The sequence below is a fragment of the Listeria marthii genome (genome assembly GCF_014227425.1).
Classification (GTDB): Bacteria; Bacillota; Bacilli; order Lactobacillales; family Listeriaceae; genus Listeria; species Listeria marthii.
Genome location: NZ_JAASWB010000007.1, coordinates 127,671 through 148,702 on the forward strand (window position 1 = coordinate 127,671; position 21,032 = coordinate 148,702).

The window sequence follows — 21,032 nt, forward strand, 5'->3', positions numbered from 1 at the left end:
CCATGTAACACCTCGTTACTCAAATGTGACAAGTTCCTATTTAGAAAATCCTTACCTAAACCTAACCAAATACTAGCTATTTCTCCATAAAATTCCTATACTATAACTGTGAGAAGAAAAGGTGATACCAAATAAGTAAGCCTTTTCAAAAAAATATCCTTGGAGGTATAAATAAATGACTAAAGGTATTAAAATCGCGACTATTGGTGGCGGATCAAGTTATACACCCGAACTAATCGAAGGATTTATTAAACGACAAGACGAATTACCAGTTCGTGAACTATGGTTAGTAGACGTAGAAGCTGGTCGTGAAAAATTAGAAATCGTTGGTAATTTAGCAAAACGCATGGTAAAAAAAGCTGGCGTTAACATGGAAATCCATTTAACACTCGACCGCGAAGAAGCTTTAAAAGACGCTGATTTCGTAACAACACAATTACGTGTAGGTTTATTAGATGCACGTGTTAAAGACGAACGTATCCCGAATTCATACGGCGTAGTTGGTCAAGAAACAAACGGACCAGGCGGCATGTTCAAAGGACTTCGCACAATCCCAGTAATTTTAGATATTTGTAAAGATATGGAACGCCTTTGCCCAGATGCTTGGTTAATCAACTTTGCTAACCCTGCTGGAATGGTAACAGAAGCAGTTCTTCGTTACAGTAACCAAAAGAAAGTTGTCGGCTTATGTAACGGCCCTATCGGTATCGAACGCAATATCGCTGAAACTCTTGGCGTAGACGTTTCCGAAATTTACGTAGAGTTCGTTGGTCTAAACCACATGGTATTCGCGAAAACTGTTTACCATAATGGCAAAGACGTAACAAAAGATGTTGTTTTCAAAATGACAGAAGATGAAGCTGGCTCAAGCCTTAAAAACATCAACGCAACTGGTTGGGACAAAACGTTCTTACGTACCCTAAACATGATTCCAATCGACTACTTGCGCTACTACTGGCAAACAAAACAACAACTGGAAGACCAAGCTCGCGCATACGCAGAACATGGTACTCGTGCAGAAGTTGTTAAAAAAGTAGAAGCTGAACTTTTCGAGCTTTACAAACAAGAAGAACTTGCTGAAAAACCAAAACAATTAGAACAACGCGGCGGCGCTTACTACAGTGAAGCAGCATGTAACCTAATTAACTCTATCTACAACGACAAACGCGACATTCAAATCGTTAATACTCGTAACAACGGTGCCATCCTTGATATTGACCCTGATTCCGCAGTAGAAACAAACTGTGTTATTACTCGCCAAGGCCCAATTCCACTAGCAAGCGGACGCCTTCCAATCGCTATCAACGGCATCATCCAAGAAATCAAAACTTTCGAGCGCCTAACAGCCGAAGCAGCAGTTACTGGCGATTACGACAAAGCCCTTTTCGCAATGACAATCAACCCACTAACTCCAAGCGAATCTGTAGCTCGTGAGATTCTTGACGAAATGTTAGAAGCGCATAAAGAGTATTTACCGAATTTCTTTAAATAAGTAGAATGTAGATACAGATCTTTTTAAGTTAATAGTTTTTTGAAAGAGGCATCTTGTGTTGCCTCTTTTTTATGTAATTTCTCACTACTTTAACTTACCATTTCGAGCTTGGGAACAGCGTAAGTTGAGGGATATTGCTAATTATCGAAATGGAAAAGCTCACGAACAAGTTGAAGATGAAGATGGGAAATATACAATTATCAATTCAAAATTTATTTCAACTAATGGAAAAGTTCAACGATATACAAATGAACAAGTTGAACCAATCTTTGATGGAGAGATTGCCATGGTGTTAAGTGACTTGCCAAATGGTAAAGCACTGGCAAAACTCTTTCTTGTGAAAGAAGATGGTAAATATACTTTAAATCAACGAATTGCTGGTATTACTCCAAATGAAAATATTGATCCAATATTTTTGAATTTCAGAATGAATCGAAATAATTATTTTCTAAAATTCGATAGTGGTGTTACTCAAACAAATCTATCAAAATCACAAGTTGAAAATTTTATTGCTTTATATCCAACTTTTGATGAGCAATACAAGATTGGTCTATTTTTTACTCAGTTAGATGACACTATCGCTCTTCATCAGCGTAAGTTAGATGCTTTAAAGCTGATGAAGAAAGGGTTCTTACAGCAAATGTTCCCTAATAATGATAAGGAGATTCCTAACGTGAGGTTTACTGATTTTGATGCTATGTGGGAACAGCGTAAGTTAAAAAGTATTACTGAGAAAATTACTAGAAAAAATAAAGAACTAGAATCTACTTTACCCTTGACAATATCAGCTCAAGATGGCTTAATCGACCAAAATGAATATTTTAATAAAATAGTTGCAAGTCGAAATATTAGAGGTTATTTTTTAGTGAAAAATGGTGAATTTGCATATAATAAATCTTATTCGAAGGGATATCCTTGGGGCGTAGTTAAGAGATTGGATAATTATGATATGGGAGTACTATCAACTCTATATATTATTTTTAAACCAATCAAAATTAATTCAGATTTTCTTACAAAATATTTTGACTCGACTTATTGGTATCGTGCAGTATCACAATTTGCTACAGAGGGTGCCAGAAATCATGGCTTATTAAATATAGCTGCTTCAGATTTTTTTGAAATAGAGCTAAATATACCATTGAATAATGAGGAGCAGAAGAAAATAGGATTATTTTTCCAACAGTTAGAAAATATTTTAATTCTTCACCAAAATAAATTAGAGAAACTAAGTATCCTCAAAAAAACTTATTTAAAAAAAATGTTTATTTAAAAACTAACTCCTAAGATAATAATAAAAGGTGATTAACTCATCTATTTATTATCTTAGGAGGTTTTTTATGAAAGCGAAAAAGAGAAAAGAACAAACATTTCATGAGTATTTTAAAGAATGGGTAGATCTTTATAAAGTTGGAGCAATACGTTCAATTACCCTGCAGAAATACTACGTAACAGAACAAAAAATTCAAGAACTTGCACCAGATTTAAAAATAAAGGATCTAGATCGTTATACTTATCAGCAACTGCTAAATAGTTATGCACTTACTCATGAGAAACAAACTACCATGGATTTCCATCATCATCTGAAAGGAGCTATTTTAGATGCTGTAGATGAAGGTGTGATCAGTCAAAACCCCACAAGAAAAATTGTGATTAAAGGAAAAACACCTCGACCTAAAAAAGCAAAATTTTTAAATCAATTTGAAGTACAAGCGTTATTAAAAGAATTAAATTTAAAGGAGGATATAAATTGGGATTGGTTTATTCTATTAATCATTAAAACTGGGCTTCGATTTTCAGAAGCATTAGCTCTAACCCCTTCAGACTTCGATTTTTCCAAACAAAAAATTATTATTAACAAAACCTGGGATTACAAAATGGTTACTGGTTCTTTTCAGCCGACAAAAAACGAATCTTCCAATAGAAAGATTCAAATTGATTGGCAATTAGCAATGCAATTTTCTCAGTTAATTAAAATGAAAGATTCGGATAAACCGATTTTTGTTAAAAGCAGAGTATTCAATTCTACAATTAATAATCGTTTAAAGGTGTTGTGTGAAAACGCAAATATACCAACTATCACAGTTCATAGTTTACGACATACCCATGCTTCTTTACTGTTATTTGCTGGAGTTTCAATTGCAAGCGTTGCGAATAGGTTAGGGCATTCAAGTATGACTACTACTCAGGAAACATACATTCATATTATTCAGGAATTGGAAAATCAAGATAATGATAAAATTATACGGCATTTATCAATGCTAATGTGAATTAATAAACCCATCTAATCTTCAGCAATTAGATGGGTTTTTATTATATGAACATTCTTTGCAAGTAAACTTTTTTTAGAGAAGAAAGTTTTTCTAATTTACTTTGATGAAGAGTGATAATATTGTCAAGTAGTTTTAACGAAACGCCGATTCTCTCTTGTTCTATTCTGTTCAATGGTTTGTTAATATTTTTTTCTAATAAGTCTGATTTAGTTATCCCTTTAATTGTACTTCCCTGAATATTGTTTAATTCTCTTTGAAGCATTATATATATAGAATAAGTACCAAAATTAGAATCTACTCGTAAGTTAGAAAGGGATAAAAAATCTTGACTAGTCGTGTATTCAAATGGAATAAATGCTAATTTCCCTACACCCACTCTAGTAACTATTGCAATTGAATTAGCCGGAATACACTTAGTTGCTGAGCTTTTTACAGCTGAACCTGTAACATGTTTTTTAGGAATTATATTAAATAAACTATCTATTAATAAATCACCACTTTGTATCCAAGGGATTCTTCCTTGCCAATATTCTGGCACATTAGTCTTAGGGGTCCCCCCTCCATAAGTGTTTCTTGCAAAACTTGAAATCTTACACCGTTCCCATTTCTCATTAAAATCAGCGAATCGTAATCTAGGAACTTTCTCCTCATTATTAGGAAACATTTGCTGTAAGAACCCTTTCTTCATCAGCTTTAAAGCATCTAACTTACGCTGATGAAGAGCGATAGTGTCGTCGAGTTGCTTGAAGAAGGTACCGATTTTTCGTTGTTCTTCAACATGTGGAAGTTTAAATTCAATATTTTTAACTACTTTACTATTCAATTTGGGTTGTGCTGTTCCTGTGTTGTATTTCATATAATCTATTTTTTCTAAGACTTGAACTAAAAAATAGTTACTTCCATCTATCATCCTCATAATGTGAGCATGATTATTTAACCAGAACTTTCCTTGGGTTAAATAAGCTACTGGATAATTCCTCATAGTGATATTTGCTCCATCTTCAGCAAGTAGAACATATTCACCATCAAATATATAGTCATCAACATAATCGATAATCCCCGTAGCACCATAATAGGGGTATTCACCTGAAATCCGAAGACCTGAATCAATGGGAACTCGTTTTCCATCGAATGATTCGGTCACTTCCCCTAACTTACGCTGTTCCCAAGCTTCATAAAAGCCTTTAAAACGGATTATTGGCACACTTTTTTCCAATTTTTTCATCGAAATACCGCCTTAGTAGCTTCAATTATTTCCTTTGTATCCGGAGTAACAGCTAATTCATCTAATAAGCCAAGAAAATCGGTCTCAGATTTTTTAATATCAGCATTTAATGCAACTATTTCATTACCAAGTGCCACCAAATCAATAGCTTCCTCTTCTTCAAAAGTATCCACATATCGAGGAATGTTTAAATTATAATCATTCTCTTTAATTTCATCCAATGTTGCAACATGAGAGTATTTATCTATCTCTTTACGATTAATCACTGTATCAACAATTTTGTCTACATCTTCAGAACGTAAACTGTTTTGCTTTTTCGTTTTCTCAAATTCTTTGCTCGCATCAATAAATAGAACATCTGACTCAATACGATTCTTTCTTAAAATAACAACACAAACAGGAATAGCGGCATTTAAGAATAATTTTTCAGGAAAACCAATTATCGTTTCAATCTGGTGCTTATCAATTAAAGCTTTTCGGATACGCCCCTCAGAAGCTCCACGGAACAATACACCATGTGGTAAAATAATCGCCATGCGTCCATTATCTTCTAAGTGATACAAACAGTGTAATAAAAAGGCATAATCAGCTTTTGTCTTAGGTGAAACACCATATTCCCGCCATCTTGGGTCATCTTCACGATCTTTGTTATTCCAATGTGCTGAATAAGGAGGATTCGCCATTACCGCATCGAACATTCGAGGAGTATCTTTTCCATCCACCACCCCATCTGGCCAATCACTTTCAAGTGTATCAGCATGATTGATATTAATATCATTATATTCAATCCCATGCATCATCAAATTCATTCTTGATAGGCGGTAAGGTGTTGCGTCTTTTTCTTGACCATAATACTTAATCACTCCGCGTCTACCTGAGTTCTTCATATAACTTGCTGTTGTAAGTAAAAGTGAACCGGAACCAACAGTTGGGTCAAAGATAGAAAATTTTTCCATATCTTCTCGACCAAATGTTAAAATTTGAGCCATTACATTAGATATTTCTTTTGGGGTATAGTATTGTCCCATATCAGATGCTAGGACAGTAGCAAATTGTGCAACTAGATACTCATAAATATCTGAAACAGTATCATTACTACCAGATAAATCAAATTCAGGAGAGGATAGCAATTCAATCATAGAAATCATGACACTAGCCCTAGCTTGCGCATTAGCACCTAAATCCGCACTATCAAAGCGCATGCCATCAAAAATTCCTTCAAAATCATTTTTCGCTTCAAATGCAATTTGTTGATTAAAATGCGTAAATGTATCTGTCATCATCCCAATATTGAAACGGTCTGTATCAATTGCTTTTTTCCAGTCTACAAAGAATTCATTTGGTTGAATCGCATATCCAAGATTCTTTTTCATATAATTTAAGGCCTTTACGGAATCTTGAGAATAAACACTCTCCCAATTTTCCCCACGTAATACACTATTTAGCCAATATGTTGCTTTTTCAGATAAGTATTTATAAAACAAAATTCCGAAGATATAGTCTTTATATGCAGTTAAACCAATTTGACCGCGTGTTTGATTGAGCATTGCCCACATTTTTGTTTTTTGTTCAGTTGATAATGCCATTATGTTCGTTCCTTCTTTCTCTTATTATAAATAAAACTCATATTTGCTTATAGCGAATTGAAGAATGCCATTAGCTCTTCTTCAAAATCAGAGGCTTCAAAAAATCCAATATTTTCCTCTTCTTCAATCTCACGCACAATATCCGCTAGCTTTGGATTGTCAATGAGCGTATGCCCTGGTAAGAATAAGTCGAAAGCTTCAACAATACGATTACCATTGACTTTTTGGTTAGCTGCCCAACGGCGAACTTTAAGCTCTCGATGTTCCGTGCGGTATTTCTTACGTGTTTCCTGAAGAGAATCGGTTGTAAAATGTTCTGTAATATTACCTGCTTCAATATCATCCACGATTCCATGGATTTCATGTTGACTTTCTTCATCCATTGGTACGATGTGTTTTTCGATAGCATCTTTATTACTTTTATTTTTTTCATCCATAAAGGTATTCAGAAGCTCAACTAACATATCATAGTCAATTATCTCGTGATGATAAAATTCAATTCCAATCTTTATTTCAGTAAGGTCAGGACGCTCTTCAGGAGGTAATTTCTCCTTAGCATCATATAAACGAGCTTGTAAAGCACCAAATTCATCAATACTTGAAATGTTCAAACGAACCATTCTCCCAGTCGTTTCACCTTGTTCATTTATCTCCTCAATCTCACTTCCAAGCTCGTAGCCCTGTTGAACTAATTGCTGGATCTTGGTTTGAGTAGTTAAAGCAAGACCAACAAATTCTTTTAGATCATTTTGGCCTCGTGGAACCTGACTAAAATCATCGCCAGCAAGCTCTTTCAATCTTAAGACAGCTTCTTCTAGTTCGTTGATTTGATGGCTCTGGGGCTTTGCAAGAATATCGTCATTTTCTAAATCTTTAGGTAGCTGATTTTTTGTCTCTTCTTCCGCTTCTTGAAGAGTATCATTGCCACCTCTCGTATAAATACGTAGCGCATTTTCAACAAATTCGCGCATTTCATCACCTTGGCGATAAAAACGTACTTTCCCATGTGGTTTGCTGTTAAGGTCAAAAGTTCGATTTGTTCTAGAAATCGCCTGTATTAGCATTCCTTCTTTGAGCATTTTGTCCATGTAGATTACGTTGATGAACTTTGAATCAAAGCCCGTTAAAAGCTGATCTGAAACAATTACTAAATCTAATCTATCTTCTTCTTTACCTTGATTATATGGTCTTTTACGTGCTAATCGCTTAGTTATATCCAACATGTAAGCTCGAGCTGGATCCTTTGCGTCTAAAATGCTTGGAACATTGAATTTTTCAGTATAGTCTTTAATCGCAATTTTAAGTGCCTCATTTTGTTCCTTTGTACCATGTTCATTAGACTCATCACGAGAAAATGTCATTGCTACATTTAAATGAGATCCTTTCGATTTGAAAATATTATAGTAATTCACAGCCGCTTGCTTACCCGACACTGCAAACATCGCTTGGAAGGCATTCTCTTCACGCTTACCTGCAATTAAAGCCCCACTAGATGTTTTCGTCCAGTTATCAAGGATATCTTTTACGACTTCTTGACGATAGACATCACTTTGATAAACTTCTTTTTCATAGTCTTTTTCAGAAAAGTCTTCTTGCGGATGTTCAACCACCCAATGAGGTTTGAAATAAGTTACATCAAATCCTAAGACATTTCCATCACCAATAGCATCTTTAATGGTATATGTATGTAGTCGTTTGCCAAAAATATCATGCGTTGAAATTTCTCGAGTTGTCTCGACATCATTTATTTCATCACTGTAAAAGTTCGGAGTACCGGTGAACCCGAACCAAGATGTCTTCTTGAGTGCCTTTTTGATTAACTTTACAGATTCTCCACTCGCACTTCGGTGTGCCTCATCCATAATAATGACATTCCAGTCGTCATTTTCTAAACCTTTTTTAACAGCTTTTGTCAATCCTTGAACTGAAATCAATAAAATTTGCGAGGATCCTTTTCTCTTTAATTCTCTTTTTAATTCTCTTCCATTAACCTTCTTAATACGATTTTTAAAGTGAGTATATGCGAAACTTTTAAAATTTTCGAGCGTTTGGTCTATTAAGTCAATACGATCTACAATGAATAGTACATTTTTAATTCTAGGTGCAGATGCTAAGAGTTGTGCAACCTTAAAGGAAGTAACTGTCTTGCCTGATCCAGTTGTATGCCATATATACCCACCCTCTTTTTGCACAAGACCGCTTGCTTCCATCTCTTTCATCCGTTGTAAAATTTCTCTTGTTGCTTGAATTTGGTAGCTACGCATTACCATAATATTATCATTTGACGCATCCGGGATCATATTAACTGTAACTAAGCGGTGGAGAGCCGGGATACTCATTACTTGATGAATAAATTCAAATGCGTCAGTAATATCTTTATTATTTTCGTCCCGCCAGCCAAACACAAAAGTTTTATTATATTGATCAAATGCATTTGGACGAGCAAAATAATGTGCCGAATGTTGACTCATGATAACTTGAACTTGTACAAAAGCAAATAACCCTTTATACAATCCGTCACCATGATAACCTTTGAATTGTTCAAAAGCACTCCACTGATTTTGTAAATGCTCATCTTTTTCTTCAATATGTACTACTGGAATACCGTTAATAAGTAAAGCTACATCAATTATACGTTTTGTTGTTAATCCTTCAGGTAAATTGTCAAATCTAACTTGATTGACAATTTCATACCGAGAGCGCCCGCCCGCTACATCATCTTCATAAAAAATTTCAACTTCCAAGCTTGAACCATCATCACGAGTAATAGGAATTGACCCTACTCCACCTGCACCCACTAGTAATAATTGAGCGTCATATGGTGTTCTAATACGTTGTAGTTCTTGAAGAATTAATCCAAACTCAATTTCTGACAATGGTACTCCATTGAGTTTATGAGCGTTAGTTTCATTTAAGATATCACGCCAATGCTCTTCAAGTTTTTTAATACTAACATTGGATAAATCTTCCCGATAAGTCCATCCTTCAGTTTCAAGCTTTTTAATTAAAGCTGCTTCAAATTTTGCTTCTGCCACATAAATACGTCCTTTCGCAATTTTGTTATGAACTATTACTGTAATTTTCTCTATATCATACTTCATAGTCCCAATAAAAAATTTAGCTTATGCTGTTTTTCAGTGTAAGTATTGCATTTACACTTGTTATTATATCATGTATTAAAGTTATTGTTTAAAAATTATATCAATTCAGCTCCTTAACTATATTTTATTACTCTTTTCTTTATAGACTTAAAATTATTGGTTGAAAAATAAAGAAAATGCTCTAAAAATCTAGAGCATTTTCTTTCCAAAGTTATATCCGCCAATCCGTCATATTATTCTCCAAATAATCAATCCCAAACGCCAAAAGCCCAATCCGATAATCCGTCGTAAACTTACGCGACAACACAAGCTCCGGCAAAACCGCATACGGATAAACCCGCTTCAACTCCTCCGTCAATTCCTCCATAAAATCCTTCTGCCCAAAATAAAAATTCGTATACAAAACAATCGTTTCCGGATCATAAAAACTCATCGTCAGCAGCACCATTTTACGAATATGCGCTTTAATTTCATCCACCGAAAAGTCAAAATTATCCCAGTCCACCTGCAGCGGCATATGCTTAATCTCCCCAGCCAGCCCATTCTGCCCTTTCAAAATCTCGCCATTCATCAAAAGTCCTGCACCCGGCGGAAAACGTTCCGGATAATAAAGTCCCACAATATTCTCCTCTTTAACCGGCTTATTTTTATACCCCAAAATCGCCGCATTCGTATCCGTTTCAACCAACACCGGCAAATTCACTTCCTCCTCCAGAGTCTCCCGCAATTGCACATTTAAAAGTAGCGGAAAGTCCATCGCGCGCAGCTTACCGCCAATCTCAATCCCAGGCACCCCAATCACAACGCAAGAAATCTTCGGAAAAGCGCAAACAAGATCTTTCGTATTCCGTTTCAGCGCATTAATATCCAAATCCTCACCAGACATATCCTCCACAAACTCCGGCTCACCAAGCAAATTATAGACCGAAAAAGAATAAGTGATTTTCTTCCACTTTTCTTGCAAACTAATAACCAGCACCTGCTGAAAATTAGGATTAATTTTATACGAAACCGCTCTTCTTCCACCAGTCGCAACCGAATTATCTTGTTCCAAAATCTCTTCATTTTCTGCTAAATCATGAATCAACTTATTCACTGTAACTACACTAAGCCCAGTCACTTCAGCAATTTCCGCTTTTGTCATCGCACCTTGTTGTCGTAAAATCGACTTGATATTTTTCTTATTCAATTCTTTTAAATCACGAGGAATCGCCATCATCAATCGCTCCATTCGCAAAGTTAATAAACAAACTTTATAAACTATATTCACTATTAGTTTAACCACTCTGACCCCATTTGTCAAAACAAAAAAAGAACCCCTCATTACGAGAAGTTCTCTTCACTTTTATTATTTAGCTTTACGAATAAACAACGAGCACACAAGCCCAATACACGCCATAATTAGCCCGAAAACAAAGGCATTTTGGATTCCGGCCGTCAGTGAAGCAACCATTTGTTCAGGTCCCATCCCTTGCGCCGTTTCCATATAAGCTTTTTGCCCAGCAGACATGATCGTAATCGCAACAGCCGTTCCAATCGCGCCGGAAACTTGTTGCAACGTGTTCATAATCGCCGTACCATCAGGATATAATTTTGGTGGTAATTGGTTTAATCCGTTCGTTTGCGCCGGCATCATAACCATCGAAATCCCAATCATTAACACCGAATGAAGCACGATGATGGTTAATGCAGATGTTCCAACTTCTATTCTCGTTAAGAAAAATAGTGCCACAACCGCTACGATAAACCCTGGAATAACAAGTGCGCGTGGACCGTATGCATCGAACAAACGCCCAGTAAATGGTGACATTAAACCATTCAGCACCCCACCCGGAAGTAATACTAGTCCCGCCGAAAATGCCGCGAGCGCTAAACTATTTTGCAAGTATAGCGGTAGTAAAATCATCGTCGAAAGAATCATCATAAAGCTGATAAATACTAAAATAAGTCCTAAAGTGAACATCGGGTATTTAAATACTTTCAAGTCCATTAAAGGTTTTTCCATTGTTAGTTGGCGCCAAACAAAAAGTCCAAGCGCAAGTCCACCAACGATAATTGAAACTAATACCGTCGCGCTTCCCCAACCATTTTCTCCCGCACTACTAAAGGCAAACACAACTCCACCAAAACCTAGCGTCGAAAGAATAATCGATAAAATATCAATTTTCGGCTTCGTAACAACCGAAACATTTTGCATAAATTTCATTCCGAATAATAACGCAATAATAAGGAATGGCAAGGAAATCCAGAAAATCCAGTTCCAAGTCAAGTTTTCTAAAATAAGTCCTGAGATTGTCGGACCAACTGCTGGTGCAAACATAATTACCAGCCCAATCATCCCCATTGCCGAGCCGCGTTTATGCTCTGGGAAAATCAGTAAAATCGTGTTAAACATTAATGGTAGTAATAGCGCCGTACCTACTGCCTGCACTACACGCCCAATCATTAACATCGCAAACGTTGGCGAAAGCGCCGCAATCAGCGTACCAGCAATCGAAAAACTTACCGCTGTGAAAAATAATCCTCGTGTCGTAAACCATTGTAAAAGTAATCCCGAAATCGGTACTAATATTCCAAGCGTTAGCAAATAACCTGTCGTAAGCCACTGCACTGTCGCTGAACTAATATCAAACACCTGAATCAAATCACTAAGCGCCATGTTAAGAGCAGTTTCACTGAATAGCCCAATGAACCCCGCCATCAAAAATGAGGCAATAATCGGTATCGGCCGAATCTTCTGCCCACCTGTTGCTTCTTGTTGCATATAATTTCCCCCTTTTTAGACTAAAAATTAAGTAGTCTACGTTTGATATTACGGAGATTTCGCCAATAAGTCAACGTTTCAAGCTCTATTTTTACGAAAAATTTACAAGCTATGCTATACTTCGAAGTAGAAAAGAGGGATTTTTCATGGCCATTTTAGCATTTATTTTAACCTTCATCGTAATGATCGAGCATATTTATATAATGATTTTAGAAATGTTTTTCGCCAACACCAAACTCGCAGCCAAAACATTTGGTGTGGAGAAGGAACTGCTTGCGAATAAGAAAGTACAGACGCTGTTTGCGAATCAAGGGCTTTATAATGGGTTTCTTGCGGCAGGGCTTGTGTGGGGATTGTTTTTCGCTGGGGCTGGAATGGCGGAAACTGTGCAGATTTTCTTTTTGAGTTGTGTGGTTGTGGCGGCGCTGTTTGGCGGGCTGACTTCTTCTAAAGGGATTTTGGTGAAGCAGGGTTTGCCGGCAGTTTTGGCGTTGGTTGTGGTTTTGTTGGTTTAGAGGAGTGTAGGAAAAGGCTTGGATTGGATCTGAGCCTTTTTTACTTTATAGAAAAAATTACTGCTTTTGAAAAATAAAATCCCCTAATTTTTTTCTAATTAGTATCAAAATTAGACTTGTAACCGCTTTCCATCCATGATAAAATCGTCCTATAAACAAAATAACCTTATTTAGGAATGTAACCAACTTGGGCATAACCTAGATAAATCAAAAATTGGCTTTTTGGGCGAATTTTCGATTTATCTAGGTTTTTATTTTGCTAAAAAAACAAAAAAGGAGAACAAGATGAAGAAAAATATTTTTAAATTGATGATGGCTTTATGCGCAGTACTGCTAATTGCAGGTTGTGGTAACAGCACAGATGCAGACAAAAAGGAAACAAAAGAAACTAAAGAAGACGGCACTGTAACATTTTATGTAGTACGTCACGGTAAAACAATGTTAAACACAACTGACCGCGTACAAGGTTGGTCTGATGCAGTTCTTACTCCAGCTGGTGAAAAAGTAGTTACAAGTGCTGGTAAAGGATTAAAAGACGTTGATTTCTCTGCAGCTTACAGCAGTGACAGTGGTCGTGCTATCCAAACTGCAAACTTAATTTTAAAAGAAAGTGCTAAATCTGCTGATAAAGAAGTACAGACTGATGCACGTTTCCGTGAATTCAATTTTGGTTCTTATGAAGGCGATTTAAATGAAAATATGTGGACTGATATTGCGAAAAGCCAAGGTAAAACTTTAGAAGAATGGCAAAAAGCTGGTATCTCTCCAAAAGGCTTCGCGGATAGCGTAGCTGCTCTTGATAAAACTCGTGTTAAAGAAGGCGAAAACTGGCCTGCTGAAGATTATGCAACTATCCAAGCTCGTCTAAAAGATGGTTTAACAGAAGTTGCTAAAAAAGAAAGCAAAAATGGCGATAGCAATGTATTACTAGTTTCCCACGGACTAAGCATTGGCGCGCTACTTGATACTATCGAACCAGGTTATAAACTTCCTGCTGCTGGTATCAAAAATGCAAGTGTAACTAAAATCACTTACAAAGATGGTAAATTCACTATTGGTGATGTAAATGATTTAAGCTATGTTGAAAATGGTTCTAAATAAATAGTTCAATTAAAAGCCCAAAATATATATTTTGGGCTTTTGTTTTACTAAATAAAGACTTGTTTTTCTCCCATACAATTACTATACTTAGAGAAAAAGGAACCACGGAGGACATTTAGTTGAAGAAACTTACTTATATTATTATCACTGGTGTGGCACTTGTTTTTATTGTCGGCGCTTTTTGGATTACTAATTCCACCAACAAAACGGAACAAAAAGCTACTCCAACCGAGATACCTAAAAAAACAAAGCCAGCTAATGTTAAAACCATTTCAACACAAGCTAAGAAAACTTTGAATGCCCTAGCAAGTTCAGGAGCAGACAAAGCGTCTATTTCCGATTTAAATCAATTAATTAAAGAACTAAAATCCTATCCCGCCGAAGAAAATAAATCCGGCGAATATCTTCAAAATCTAACAGCTTGCTTAGAGGCCGTTGAATCATATACAACTGGCAAAGCAGATGAAAAAGCGCTTGGTAAAGTATATCCAACCTTTCTCGCAAGCGAACAAAAACTATCAGCTGTCGAAAAAACAACGCAATATGAATGGTTTTATGCCGCAGCAGCAACAAACCAACAAGGATTAAAAGAAAAAGGTGTTGTCACTTTAACCATGGTTGGCGATAACTCATTCGGAACCTATCCAGAAACACCCGAACACCTTAAATTCGATAATGTATTCAAAAAAAATAAAGGCGACAATACTTATGTTTTTAAAAACTGTCTTCCTTGGTTCAAATCAGATGACTACACAGTAATAAACGCCGAAAGTGCCTTTACAAACGCAACAAAAGCCGAAAATAAAATGTGGCGTATCAAAAGCGATCCCGCTCACGTAGCCTTTTTGCCAGCAAGTGGTGTCGATGCAGCCAATCTTGCAAACAACCACACAATGGATTATTTCCAAGTCGGTTATGACGAAACATTAAAAGCATTTAAAGACAACAATATTCCAGTCTTCAATGCAGACGCTCCACTTGAAACAACGATTAAAGGCATGAAAACGGTCATGCTTGGCTACGATTGCCGCATGAGTCAGCAATCCCCTGCCTATCTCGAAAGAATTGTAAAAGACGTTAAAAAATACAAAAAAGAAGATACACTAGTTATCGTCAATATGCACTGGGGTGTCGAATACCGCGAAACGCCAACGAATTATCAAACCGAATTTGGCCACGCGATTTTAGATGCTGGTGCTGATATAATTATGGGCTCTCACCCGCACCGTCTTGAAAGTGTAGAAAAATATAAAGATAAGTACATCGTTTATAGTATGGGCGACTTCGCGTTTGGAGCGGATCCAACTCTACTTTCGCGCATGACTTCGATGTTCCAACTTCGCTTTACAAAAGAAGATAATAAAATTGTTCTAAAAGATATTTCCATCGTTCCTACTTATGAAAATTCAGATGGTAGTACAACGGAAAATAATTACCAGCCGCTTCCCGTGTTTGGCGAGGATGCTAAAAAAATTGTCGACGAACTTAACCGCATCAGTAAACCAATTGAAGGCGGCGTAACTGAATACACTTACTTTGATCCATTTTGATAAGCAAAAGAGTGGCTATCTTCCATTTAAGAAGATAGCCACTCTTTTTTATCTAGCTATTAATGTGTCACAAATTGCATGGGCCATAATATAAGAAGAAACGCTCCCTAATACTAGTTTTTCTACTCGGTTCATCCCGGTCGCTCCGCAAATGATTAAATCTGCTTGAAACTCTGCAGGAATATCGGTAGAAAGCAAGATTTTCGGATTTCCTTTAGCCACAAAAGTTTCAACATGTTCCACTCCTGCTGCTCTGGCTTTGTCGGCATACTCATTGACGCTCGTTTTTAGTTCGAGTTCGGCTTTTTCTTCCAAGCTACCATCATAAGAAACATTTGGAGAAAAGGCACGTAAATCGACAATACTTGCAATTCCAAGTACCCCTTCTAGTTTGAGTGCCAATTCCAGTCCTTTTTCAAAAGCTAATTTGGCTGGTTCAGAGCCATCCACTGCTACAAGAATGCGATGATATTTTTCCATCATATAAACCCTCCTACAACTTTTCTTATAGTATTCAATACCCTATAAAAATGATTTTAGGCCTATCATTCGTTGATTTTGCGAATCGTTTCACATATTTTAGGATTTCCTTTTTCTGAACATAATTAGTGCGATGAAACTAAGCATAATTCCGGCTAACGGTGATGCGCTCATTCCTTTATCGCCAGTTTTCGGAAGTGCTTTCGTCTCTGGTTGTTTTGTATTTTCTGTTTTCGCCACGTTATTTTCTTTTGTTGTTAATGAGGCTGGTTCTGTCGCCGCTTTCGCTGGTGCTTGGTCTTCAGAGTTTTCGCTAATGATGTCTGGGATTGTGTTGTTTTTGTCTGTTTCCTCTTGAGGTGTGGGTTTTACTTCTGGGGTTGGAATTACTGTTGCATCGTTGCCGGCAGTTACTGTTACAATCACGGTTACAGGATCTGCTTTTTGGCCACGTTCATTTTCAGCATTTAAAGTTACGGTGTATTCGCCTGAGGTGTTTAAATCTACTACTTTATCAAAATCGCTTGTTAAAATGGCATTTCCAGTGACTGAACTATGGATTTCTGCCAAAAATTCATCTGCGGATTTCGTTGTTTTTTGCTTATAAGAAATTTTTGGATTTGCTGTAATAACTGGTTTTTCATGAACGGTTACTTTCACTTTTACGGGTGACGCTTTAAGTCCAGCAGCATTTTCCGCATTCAATGTAACCATATATTCGCCCGGCACATCGAGCTTCACAACTTGGTCAAAATCGCTTGTCACAGTTGTTCCGTCATCTGTTTTCGCTTGTATATCTTTTAAAAATTGTGCTTCTGAAATGGCGTCATATTGGTTGTAATCAAAACTTTCATCGGCCGTTAAATCAAGCGTGTGGCTAATATCAAAATATTGATCGTATGTTCCGCTTGAAATGGTATAAGACGTCATGCTTGGCGGTGTTGGGTAGCTACCTGTCGGGAAATCATAACGCGCATTATATTCAATTTCGGTTAGATTATCGATTTCTTCTTTTGTTACGCCACTAACGGTAATGCCATCATCGGTAATTGTCAGACGTGAGCTCGGAAGCGCCACATCGTTAAATCCTAAATACGTATTACTTGCGGAAGTCGATTTTGAAAAAGGTGCGACGGTTCCATCAAAACTAGTTAAAGGATTTGGCATCATCGAGAATGGTAAATATAACGTTTGGTTTGCTTCGTTAAAATCCAGTTTGCTTGATTTAAGCGTAATGCGCGGATTTGTTCTTCCGGTATTTTGCCCGAAAGCTGCGAGTGCTTTTAAATTTCCGTTTTTAAAACTTTCAAAATCATTTAATGGTCTAAAATCATCAATTCCGTCAAACTGCACGAAAAGCGTTGTCAATGCTGGTAAAGATGCGAGCGCTGAAATATCCGTGATTTTCATGGAGTTTTGCGCGTAGATATAGGTTAATTTCGGTAATTTATTGAAATTTTTGAAGACATTATGTGTAACTTCGCTTCCGCTAATGCTAATGCTTTGTAAATTAACAAGTCCATTTAAATCTACGAAAAGACTGTCTACTACGTTATCGCCGCCAACTGTTATGTAAGTCAAAGATGTTTGGTTTTTTATCGGTGCGAGTGTAGTGATTTTGGTGTTATTGAGTGAAAGCGTGACAAGATTATCAGCTTCTTCTAAACCGGTTAAATCTGTAAAAGTGTTTCCAGAAAGTGTCACGGTTTGGATTGTGTTCATTTGCGTTTTCGTTATTGGAGCATCACTTGCTTGTTTGAGTAAGCCATTGAGATAGGCTCTTAAATTTGTATCTGGAATAGTAATATTATTATTCGTTTCTTCTGCGTGAGCTGCTGTGGGAGGATATATCATTATGAACATACAAATCATCGCAAGAAATATTTTCAGTGCTTTTTTCATATAAAGTCTCCTTAGTGGTTAATTTCTTCCCAAAGTATAACCGCCTAAAAAGCAACTCTCAATACGTTTTCGTAATATATTTCACGTTTGATTTGCTTTAATATTCATATTATTCAATCTTATTTTTAAGTAAATGGCTTTAAATCAATAAAGAAAGCGTTTTTTTATCCAAATAAAAGAAATTCGAAAATTCCATTAACGTAACATTTTGTACACAAACGTCTGTTTTGGAATACTAATATTACACAAATCTATTTAGTTTTAGTTAAATAATTATCATTTTAAAGCCAGAAAATGCTCTAAAAAAGTGATGCTCTAACCGCTATTGCTTTTCCTTATTTATGCTATACTGTTGATATTGACAGAAAAAGGGGTATATTTATGAACAATGAGCAAAACATGAATCAACAAATTGCTTTATTTTACTTCGGTTATAAGGCTTTTACAGAGACAGCTGATTTAATTATTGCCAAACATTCACTAAAAAGATTGCATCATCGTATTTTATTTTTCACAGCGCGGATGCCTGGCCTTACCATTAATGAACTTTTAACATTTTTAGAAATATCCAAACAAGCCTTACACCAACCACTCGCGGAACTCAAAGAGCGCGAACTCCTCACGATTGAACAAGGTACACGCGACAAACGCCAACGCTGTATTTTCCTAACGACAGCTGGCAAAGACCTAGAAAACGAACTCGGCGCCGCACAACGCAAACAAATGGCAGAAATTTTCGCCGACTCCTCAGATATGGACGGAAAGCATTTCACAGAAGTAATGGAAGGCTATGCAAAAAACCGACCGGGCGCCGCTTTAATAAAAGATTTTAAGGAGTGATTTATGATGGAACAAATTCTATTTATCCAAACTGGCTTTGGCGTCGATGTCCATGGTCAAAATATAACAAAAGCAGCTGAACGTGCTGTGCGGAACGCGATTTTTACTAACTCGATGCCCGGAATTCAAGGGCTTTTACCAGATGGCGACTTGCAAAATATGGTCGTTAATATCAAATTGGCATTACCATGTGACGCAGATAAGCTCGATGAAGATACGATTCGCGCGATTATCCCTTATGGTACCGTGACTATCGAGAAAATGGCTGGCGGAATGATGACAACGAGCGGCATTTTCTTGGAGGACAAAGAGGATAAGAACGATTTAATGTATATCGTCAACGCATCTGTTGAAACTGGATATTAAAGAAAAAACCATCTGATTAGTCAGATGGTTTTTGTATCTATTAAATAGTCCAAAATGGCTTCAAGCATTTGTTTATTATCTTCTGGAACATCCTCCACCCGCATTTCTGCAAGGCTTTGAACATATTGGCCCGGTGTGATAAATTCCTCATCAATCTGCAAAATCGTCTCAATCCCAGCCTTTTCCATTTCAAAGTGAAATTGTAAGCCGATAATGTTTTCAGCATACAGAAAAGCTTGATTTAAACAGCCTTCGCTCGAAAATAAACGTGTCGCGCCAGCTGGTAACGAAAATGTGTCTTGATGCCAGTGGAAAACATGGAGTGATTCTGGGAAAAATAGTAGCTTGTCAGAAGTTCTTTTGACCGGGAACCAACCCACTTCTTTTTCTTTATTTACCGTAATTTCACTTCCGAATGTTGCGGCAATTTGTTGCGCGCCGAGACAAACACCGAAAATAGGTTTGTTTTGTTCGCTTAATCGCTTTATTAGAGCACGTTCGTCAGCCAACCATGGGAATTCCGCGGTATCATTTATCCCCATCGGCCCACCAAGAACGATTAAAAAATCCGAGTCATTTGGAACATGAGCATTTTCTTCAAATAATAAATGTATTTTTAACTGATGCTGATTCTCTTTCGCCCAATTCGCTATAAGTCCAGGTCCTTCATGCGGCACATGTTGCAATACATCAATAATCAATTTATCAGCTCCTGTCATTTTTTTCTATTATGACGGAATTTTTTGATTTGTGCAACTGCGCTTTTTAGCAGGTATTTGGATCTATTCATTTATATTTTGCGGAAATTTGTTGTTTGATTGCTTGGTAGTTTTCTACATCATCCGGATTTTCTGAGATAAAATCGTATTTTTGTACTTCCCCGAGTGTATTAAAATCAGCGAGTACGGATTGGGCTTCTTTTTTGTTTTTGCTGAATTTGCCGTAACCCATGCTAGTAATGGGATGGATGTCTTTATCTGTTTTGCCGAGGAACATGGTGTATGTTTGCTCTTTTTCTAGTGCAATGTAGTTTTCGACAGCGACGTATTTGCCTGAGCTTAAGTACCATGGTTCTGAAATGTCTATTTTATCACCTTTTTCTAGGTCGCCTTTGTAGGAAGCTAAAATTTCTACTTCACTAATTGTGTTGCTTTCTTTGCCAATGTCTTTATTTTGCAGCAGCTTTACTTTGACTATGTTATTGCTGTTATTTGCTAGTTCTTTCATGTTTTTGGGGATGTTATAATCTGCTCGGATGGTGATTGTTTTGGAGATTTTGGTGTCTTTTGTTACTTTTTCGCTTGGAGAGGAGCAGCTTGCCAGGATAATTGTTAGGAGTAGTATTGGGATTAGGGTCTTTTTCAATTTTAAATCCTCCTTTTATGTATGTGGTATTGGCTTCTCTTTGAGTTTAGCATAGGTTGGGCGTGTGGTGTAGTTGGAGGTTCAGAGGAAATTGGGGGTTTTTGGTGTGTTTGTTGCGGAATTGTTAACGAGGGGGATAAAAAATAAGCCTAAATCCTGTTGGTTGGCTTTTTTGTATAGGAAATAGAAATGATTTACATTTCACGATAAGTATCTAAAACGGTGTCTACATAATTTTTCTCTGATGTCCCATTACTATTTACATTTCACAATAAGTAACTAAAACATAGCTAAAGTGGAAAGTGTTATCGCGAAACTAAGAGATTTACATTTCACAATAAGTATCTAAAACTCAACAGCCGTTTGTTTCCACGCTGCCCAAGCATCTATTTACATTTCACAATAAGTATCTAAAACGTCGTCCATAGACACCTTTGCATCACAATAACCGAGATTTACATTTCACAATAAGTAA

17 protein-coding genes and 1 CRISPR repeat array (1 of these 18 only partly in view) are annotated in these 21,032 nt (G+C 36.8%); of the genes, 8 read left to right on the forward strand and 9 right to left on the reverse strand.

What is annotated here, in order from left to right; genetic code table 11:
• The first annotated feature begins 175 nt into the window (after window positions 1–175).
• The 3 genes from HCJ55_RS12795 (at window position 176) to HCJ55_RS12805 (ending at window position 3,759) form a co-directional block, all read left to right on the forward strand.
• Window positions 176–1,492, forward strand: coding sequence for a 6-phospho-beta-glucosidase (locus HCJ55_RS12795; RefSeq protein ID WP_026749764.1), 1,317 nt, complete (start codon window positions 176–178; stop codon window positions 1,490–1,492).
• A 55-nt stretch (window positions 1,493–1,547) separates the two neighbouring features.
• On the forward strand, window positions 1,548–2,762 hold the full coding sequence (locus tag HCJ55_RS12800) for a restriction endonuclease subunit S (RefSeq protein ID WP_311773399.1): 1,215 nt from the start codon (window positions 1,548–1,550) through the stop codon (window positions 2,760–2,762).
• 67 nt (window positions 2,763–2,829) lie between these two features.
• Window positions 2,830–3,759, forward strand: a complete 930-nt coding sequence (locus tag HCJ55_RS12805) for a site-specific integrase (RefSeq protein WP_185518482.1) — start codon at window positions 2,830–2,832, stop codon at window positions 3,757–3,759.
• A 43-nt stretch (window positions 3,760–3,802) separates the two neighbouring features.
• On the opposite strand, the gene HCJ55_RS12810 is transcribed toward HCJ55_RS12805, so the two are convergent.
• From HCJ55_RS12810 to HCJ55_RS12830, 5 genes are all read right to left on the reverse strand, one after another.
• Window positions 3,803–4,987, reverse strand: coding sequence for a restriction endonuclease subunit S (locus HCJ55_RS12810; RefSeq protein WP_185518484.1), 1,185 nt, complete (start codon window positions 4,985–4,987; stop codon window positions 3,803–3,805).
• Window positions 4,984–6,573, reverse strand: a complete 1,590-nt coding sequence (locus HCJ55_RS12815) for a type I restriction-modification system subunit M (protein ID WP_185518486.1) — start codon at window positions 6,571–6,573, stop codon at window positions 4,984–4,986. The genes HCJ55_RS12810 and HCJ55_RS12815 overlap by 4 nt, the downstream gene beginning before the upstream one ends.
• Before the next feature lie 47 nt (window positions 6,574–6,620).
• Window positions 6,621–9,608 carry a type I restriction endonuclease subunit R gene (locus HCJ55_RS12820; protein ID WP_185518488.1) on the reverse strand — a complete coding sequence of 996 codons (2,988 nt, stop codon included), beginning with the start codon at window positions 9,606–9,608 and terminating at the stop codon, window positions 6,621–6,623.
• Window positions 9,609–9,885: 277 nt separating this feature from the next.
• Window positions 9,886–10,890, reverse strand: a complete 1,005-nt coding sequence (locus HCJ55_RS12825) for an ROK family transcriptional regulator (RefSeq protein ID WP_185518529.1) — start codon at window positions 10,888–10,890, stop codon at window positions 9,886–9,888.
• Between the two features lie 132 nt (window positions 10,891–11,022).
• On the reverse strand, window positions 11,023–12,438 hold the full coding sequence (locus HCJ55_RS12830; protein ID WP_185504452.1) for a DHA2 family efflux MFS transporter permease subunit: 1,416 nt from the start codon (window positions 12,436–12,438) through the stop codon (window positions 11,023–11,025).
• 146 nt (window positions 12,439–12,584) lie between these two features.
• On the opposite strand from HCJ55_RS12830, the gene HCJ55_RS12835 reads away from it, so the two are divergent.
• From HCJ55_RS12835 to HCJ55_RS12845, 3 genes are all read left to right on the forward strand, one after another.
• A complete protein-coding gene (locus HCJ55_RS12835) occupies window positions 12,585–12,953 on the forward strand; it encodes a DUF1304 domain-containing protein (RefSeq protein ID WP_008946948.1) in 369 nt (122 codons plus the stop codon).
• A 285-nt stretch (window positions 12,954–13,238) separates the two neighbouring features.
• The gene (locus HCJ55_RS12840) at window positions 13,239–14,054 is read left to right on the forward strand and encodes a histidine phosphatase family protein (protein ID WP_185503108.1); all 816 of its coding nucleotides are present in this window, start codon (window positions 13,239–13,241) and stop codon (window positions 14,052–14,054) included.
• 119 nt (window positions 14,055–14,173) lie between these two features.
• Complete coding sequence (locus HCJ55_RS12845; protein ID WP_185518490.1) at window positions 14,174–15,604, forward strand: CapA family protein; 1,431 nt, start codon at window positions 14,174–14,176, stop codon at window positions 15,602–15,604.
• A 48-nt stretch (window positions 15,605–15,652) separates the two neighbouring features.
• On the opposite strand, the gene HCJ55_RS12850 is transcribed toward HCJ55_RS12845, so the two are convergent.
• Together HCJ55_RS12850 and HCJ55_RS12855 are read right to left on the reverse strand one after the other, a co-directional pair.
• Window positions 15,653–16,084, reverse strand: a complete 432-nt coding sequence (locus tag HCJ55_RS12850; RefSeq protein WP_185518531.1) for a universal stress protein — start codon at window positions 16,082–16,084, stop codon at window positions 15,653–15,655.
• A 99-nt stretch (window positions 16,085–16,183) separates the two neighbouring features.
• Window positions 16,184–17,986, reverse strand: a complete 1,803-nt coding sequence (locus HCJ55_RS12855) for a LapB repeat-containing protein (protein WP_185518492.1) — start codon at window positions 17,984–17,986, stop codon at window positions 16,184–16,186.
• A gap of 381 nt (window positions 17,987–18,367) precedes the next feature.
• Here HCJ55_RS12855 and HCJ55_RS12860 point away from each other — a divergent pair, with 381 nt between their 5' ends.
• Window positions 18,368–18,826, forward strand: a complete 459-nt coding sequence (locus HCJ55_RS12860) for a MarR family transcriptional regulator (RefSeq protein ID WP_185518494.1) — start codon at window positions 18,368–18,370, stop codon at window positions 18,824–18,826.
• A 6-nt stretch (window positions 18,827–18,832) separates the two neighbouring features.
• Window positions 18,833–19,192 (forward strand): Lin0512 family protein, encoded by a 360-nt coding sequence (locus HCJ55_RS12865; protein ID WP_181334177.1) that lies wholly within the window; start codon window positions 18,833–18,835, stop codon window positions 19,190–19,192.
• 20 nt (window positions 19,193–19,212) lie between these two features.
• Here the strand turns inward: HCJ55_RS12865 and HCJ55_RS12870 are convergent, their stop codons facing one another.
• Window positions 19,213–19,893 carry a type 1 glutamine amidotransferase gene (locus HCJ55_RS12870; RefSeq protein ID WP_185518496.1) on the reverse strand — a complete coding sequence of 227 codons (681 nt, stop codon included), beginning with the start codon at window positions 19,891–19,893 and terminating at the stop codon, window positions 19,213–19,215.
• Window positions 19,894–19,978: 85 nt separating this feature from the next.
• Window positions 19,979–20,557: a hypothetical protein gene (locus HCJ55_RS12875; RefSeq protein ID WP_185518498.1), complete on the reverse strand. Its 579-nt coding sequence runs from the start codon at window positions 20,555–20,557 to the stop codon at window positions 19,979–19,981.
• Between the two features lie 191 nt (window positions 20,558–20,748).
• Window positions 20,749–21,032: direct repeats of the CRISPR family, unit length 30 nt; unit sequence TATTTACATTTCACAATAAGTATCTAAAAC; it runs 268 nt beyond the window's last position.

What these genes read in the sequence shown, in the direction of transcription:
- HCJ55_RS12795 (WP_026749764.1), top strand. Translation starts at nt 176, where the DNA reads ATGACTAAAGGTATTAAAATCGCGACTATTGGTGGCGGATCAAGTTAT.
- HCJ55_RS12805 (WP_185518482.1), top strand. Translation starts at nt 2,830, where the DNA reads ATGAAAGCGAAAAAGAGAAAAGAACAAACATTTCATGAGTATTTTAAA.
- HCJ55_RS12810 (WP_185518484.1), bottom strand. Translation starts at nt 4,987, where the DNA reads ATGAAAAAATTGGAAAAAAGTGTGCCAATAATCCGTTTTAAAGGCTTT.
- HCJ55_RS12815 (WP_185518486.1), bottom strand. Translation starts at nt 6,573, where the DNA reads ATGGCATTATCAACTGAACAAAAAACAAAAATGTGGGCAATGCTCAAT.
- HCJ55_RS12825 (WP_185518529.1), bottom strand. Translation starts at nt 10,890, where the DNA reads ATGGCGATTCCTCGTGATTTAAAAGAATTGAATAAGAAAAATATCAAG.
- HCJ55_RS12830 (WP_185504452.1), bottom strand. Translation starts at nt 12,438, where the DNA reads ATGCAACAAGAAGCAACAGGTGGGCAGAAGATTCGGCCGATACCGATT.
- HCJ55_RS12835 (WP_008946948.1), top strand. Translation starts at nt 12,585, where the DNA reads ATGGCCATTTTAGCATTTATTTTAACCTTCATCGTAATGATCGAGCAT.
- HCJ55_RS12840 (WP_185503108.1), top strand. Translation starts at nt 13,239, where the DNA reads ATGAAGAAAAATATTTTTAAATTGATGATGGCTTTATGCGCAGTACTG.
- HCJ55_RS12850 (WP_185518531.1), bottom strand. Translation starts at nt 16,084, where the DNA reads ATGGAAAAATATCATCGCATTCTTGTAGCAGTGGATGGCTCTGAACCA.
- HCJ55_RS12855 (WP_185518492.1), bottom strand. Translation starts at nt 17,986, where the DNA reads ATGAAAAAAGCACTGAAAATATTTCTTGCGATGATTTGTATGTTCATA.
- HCJ55_RS12860 (WP_185518494.1), top strand. Translation starts at nt 18,368, where the DNA reads ATGAACAATGAGCAAAACATGAATCAACAAATTGCTTTATTTTACTTC.
- HCJ55_RS12865 (WP_181334177.1), top strand. Translation starts at nt 18,833, where the DNA reads ATGGAACAAATTCTATTTATCCAAACTGGCTTTGGCGTCGATGTCCAT.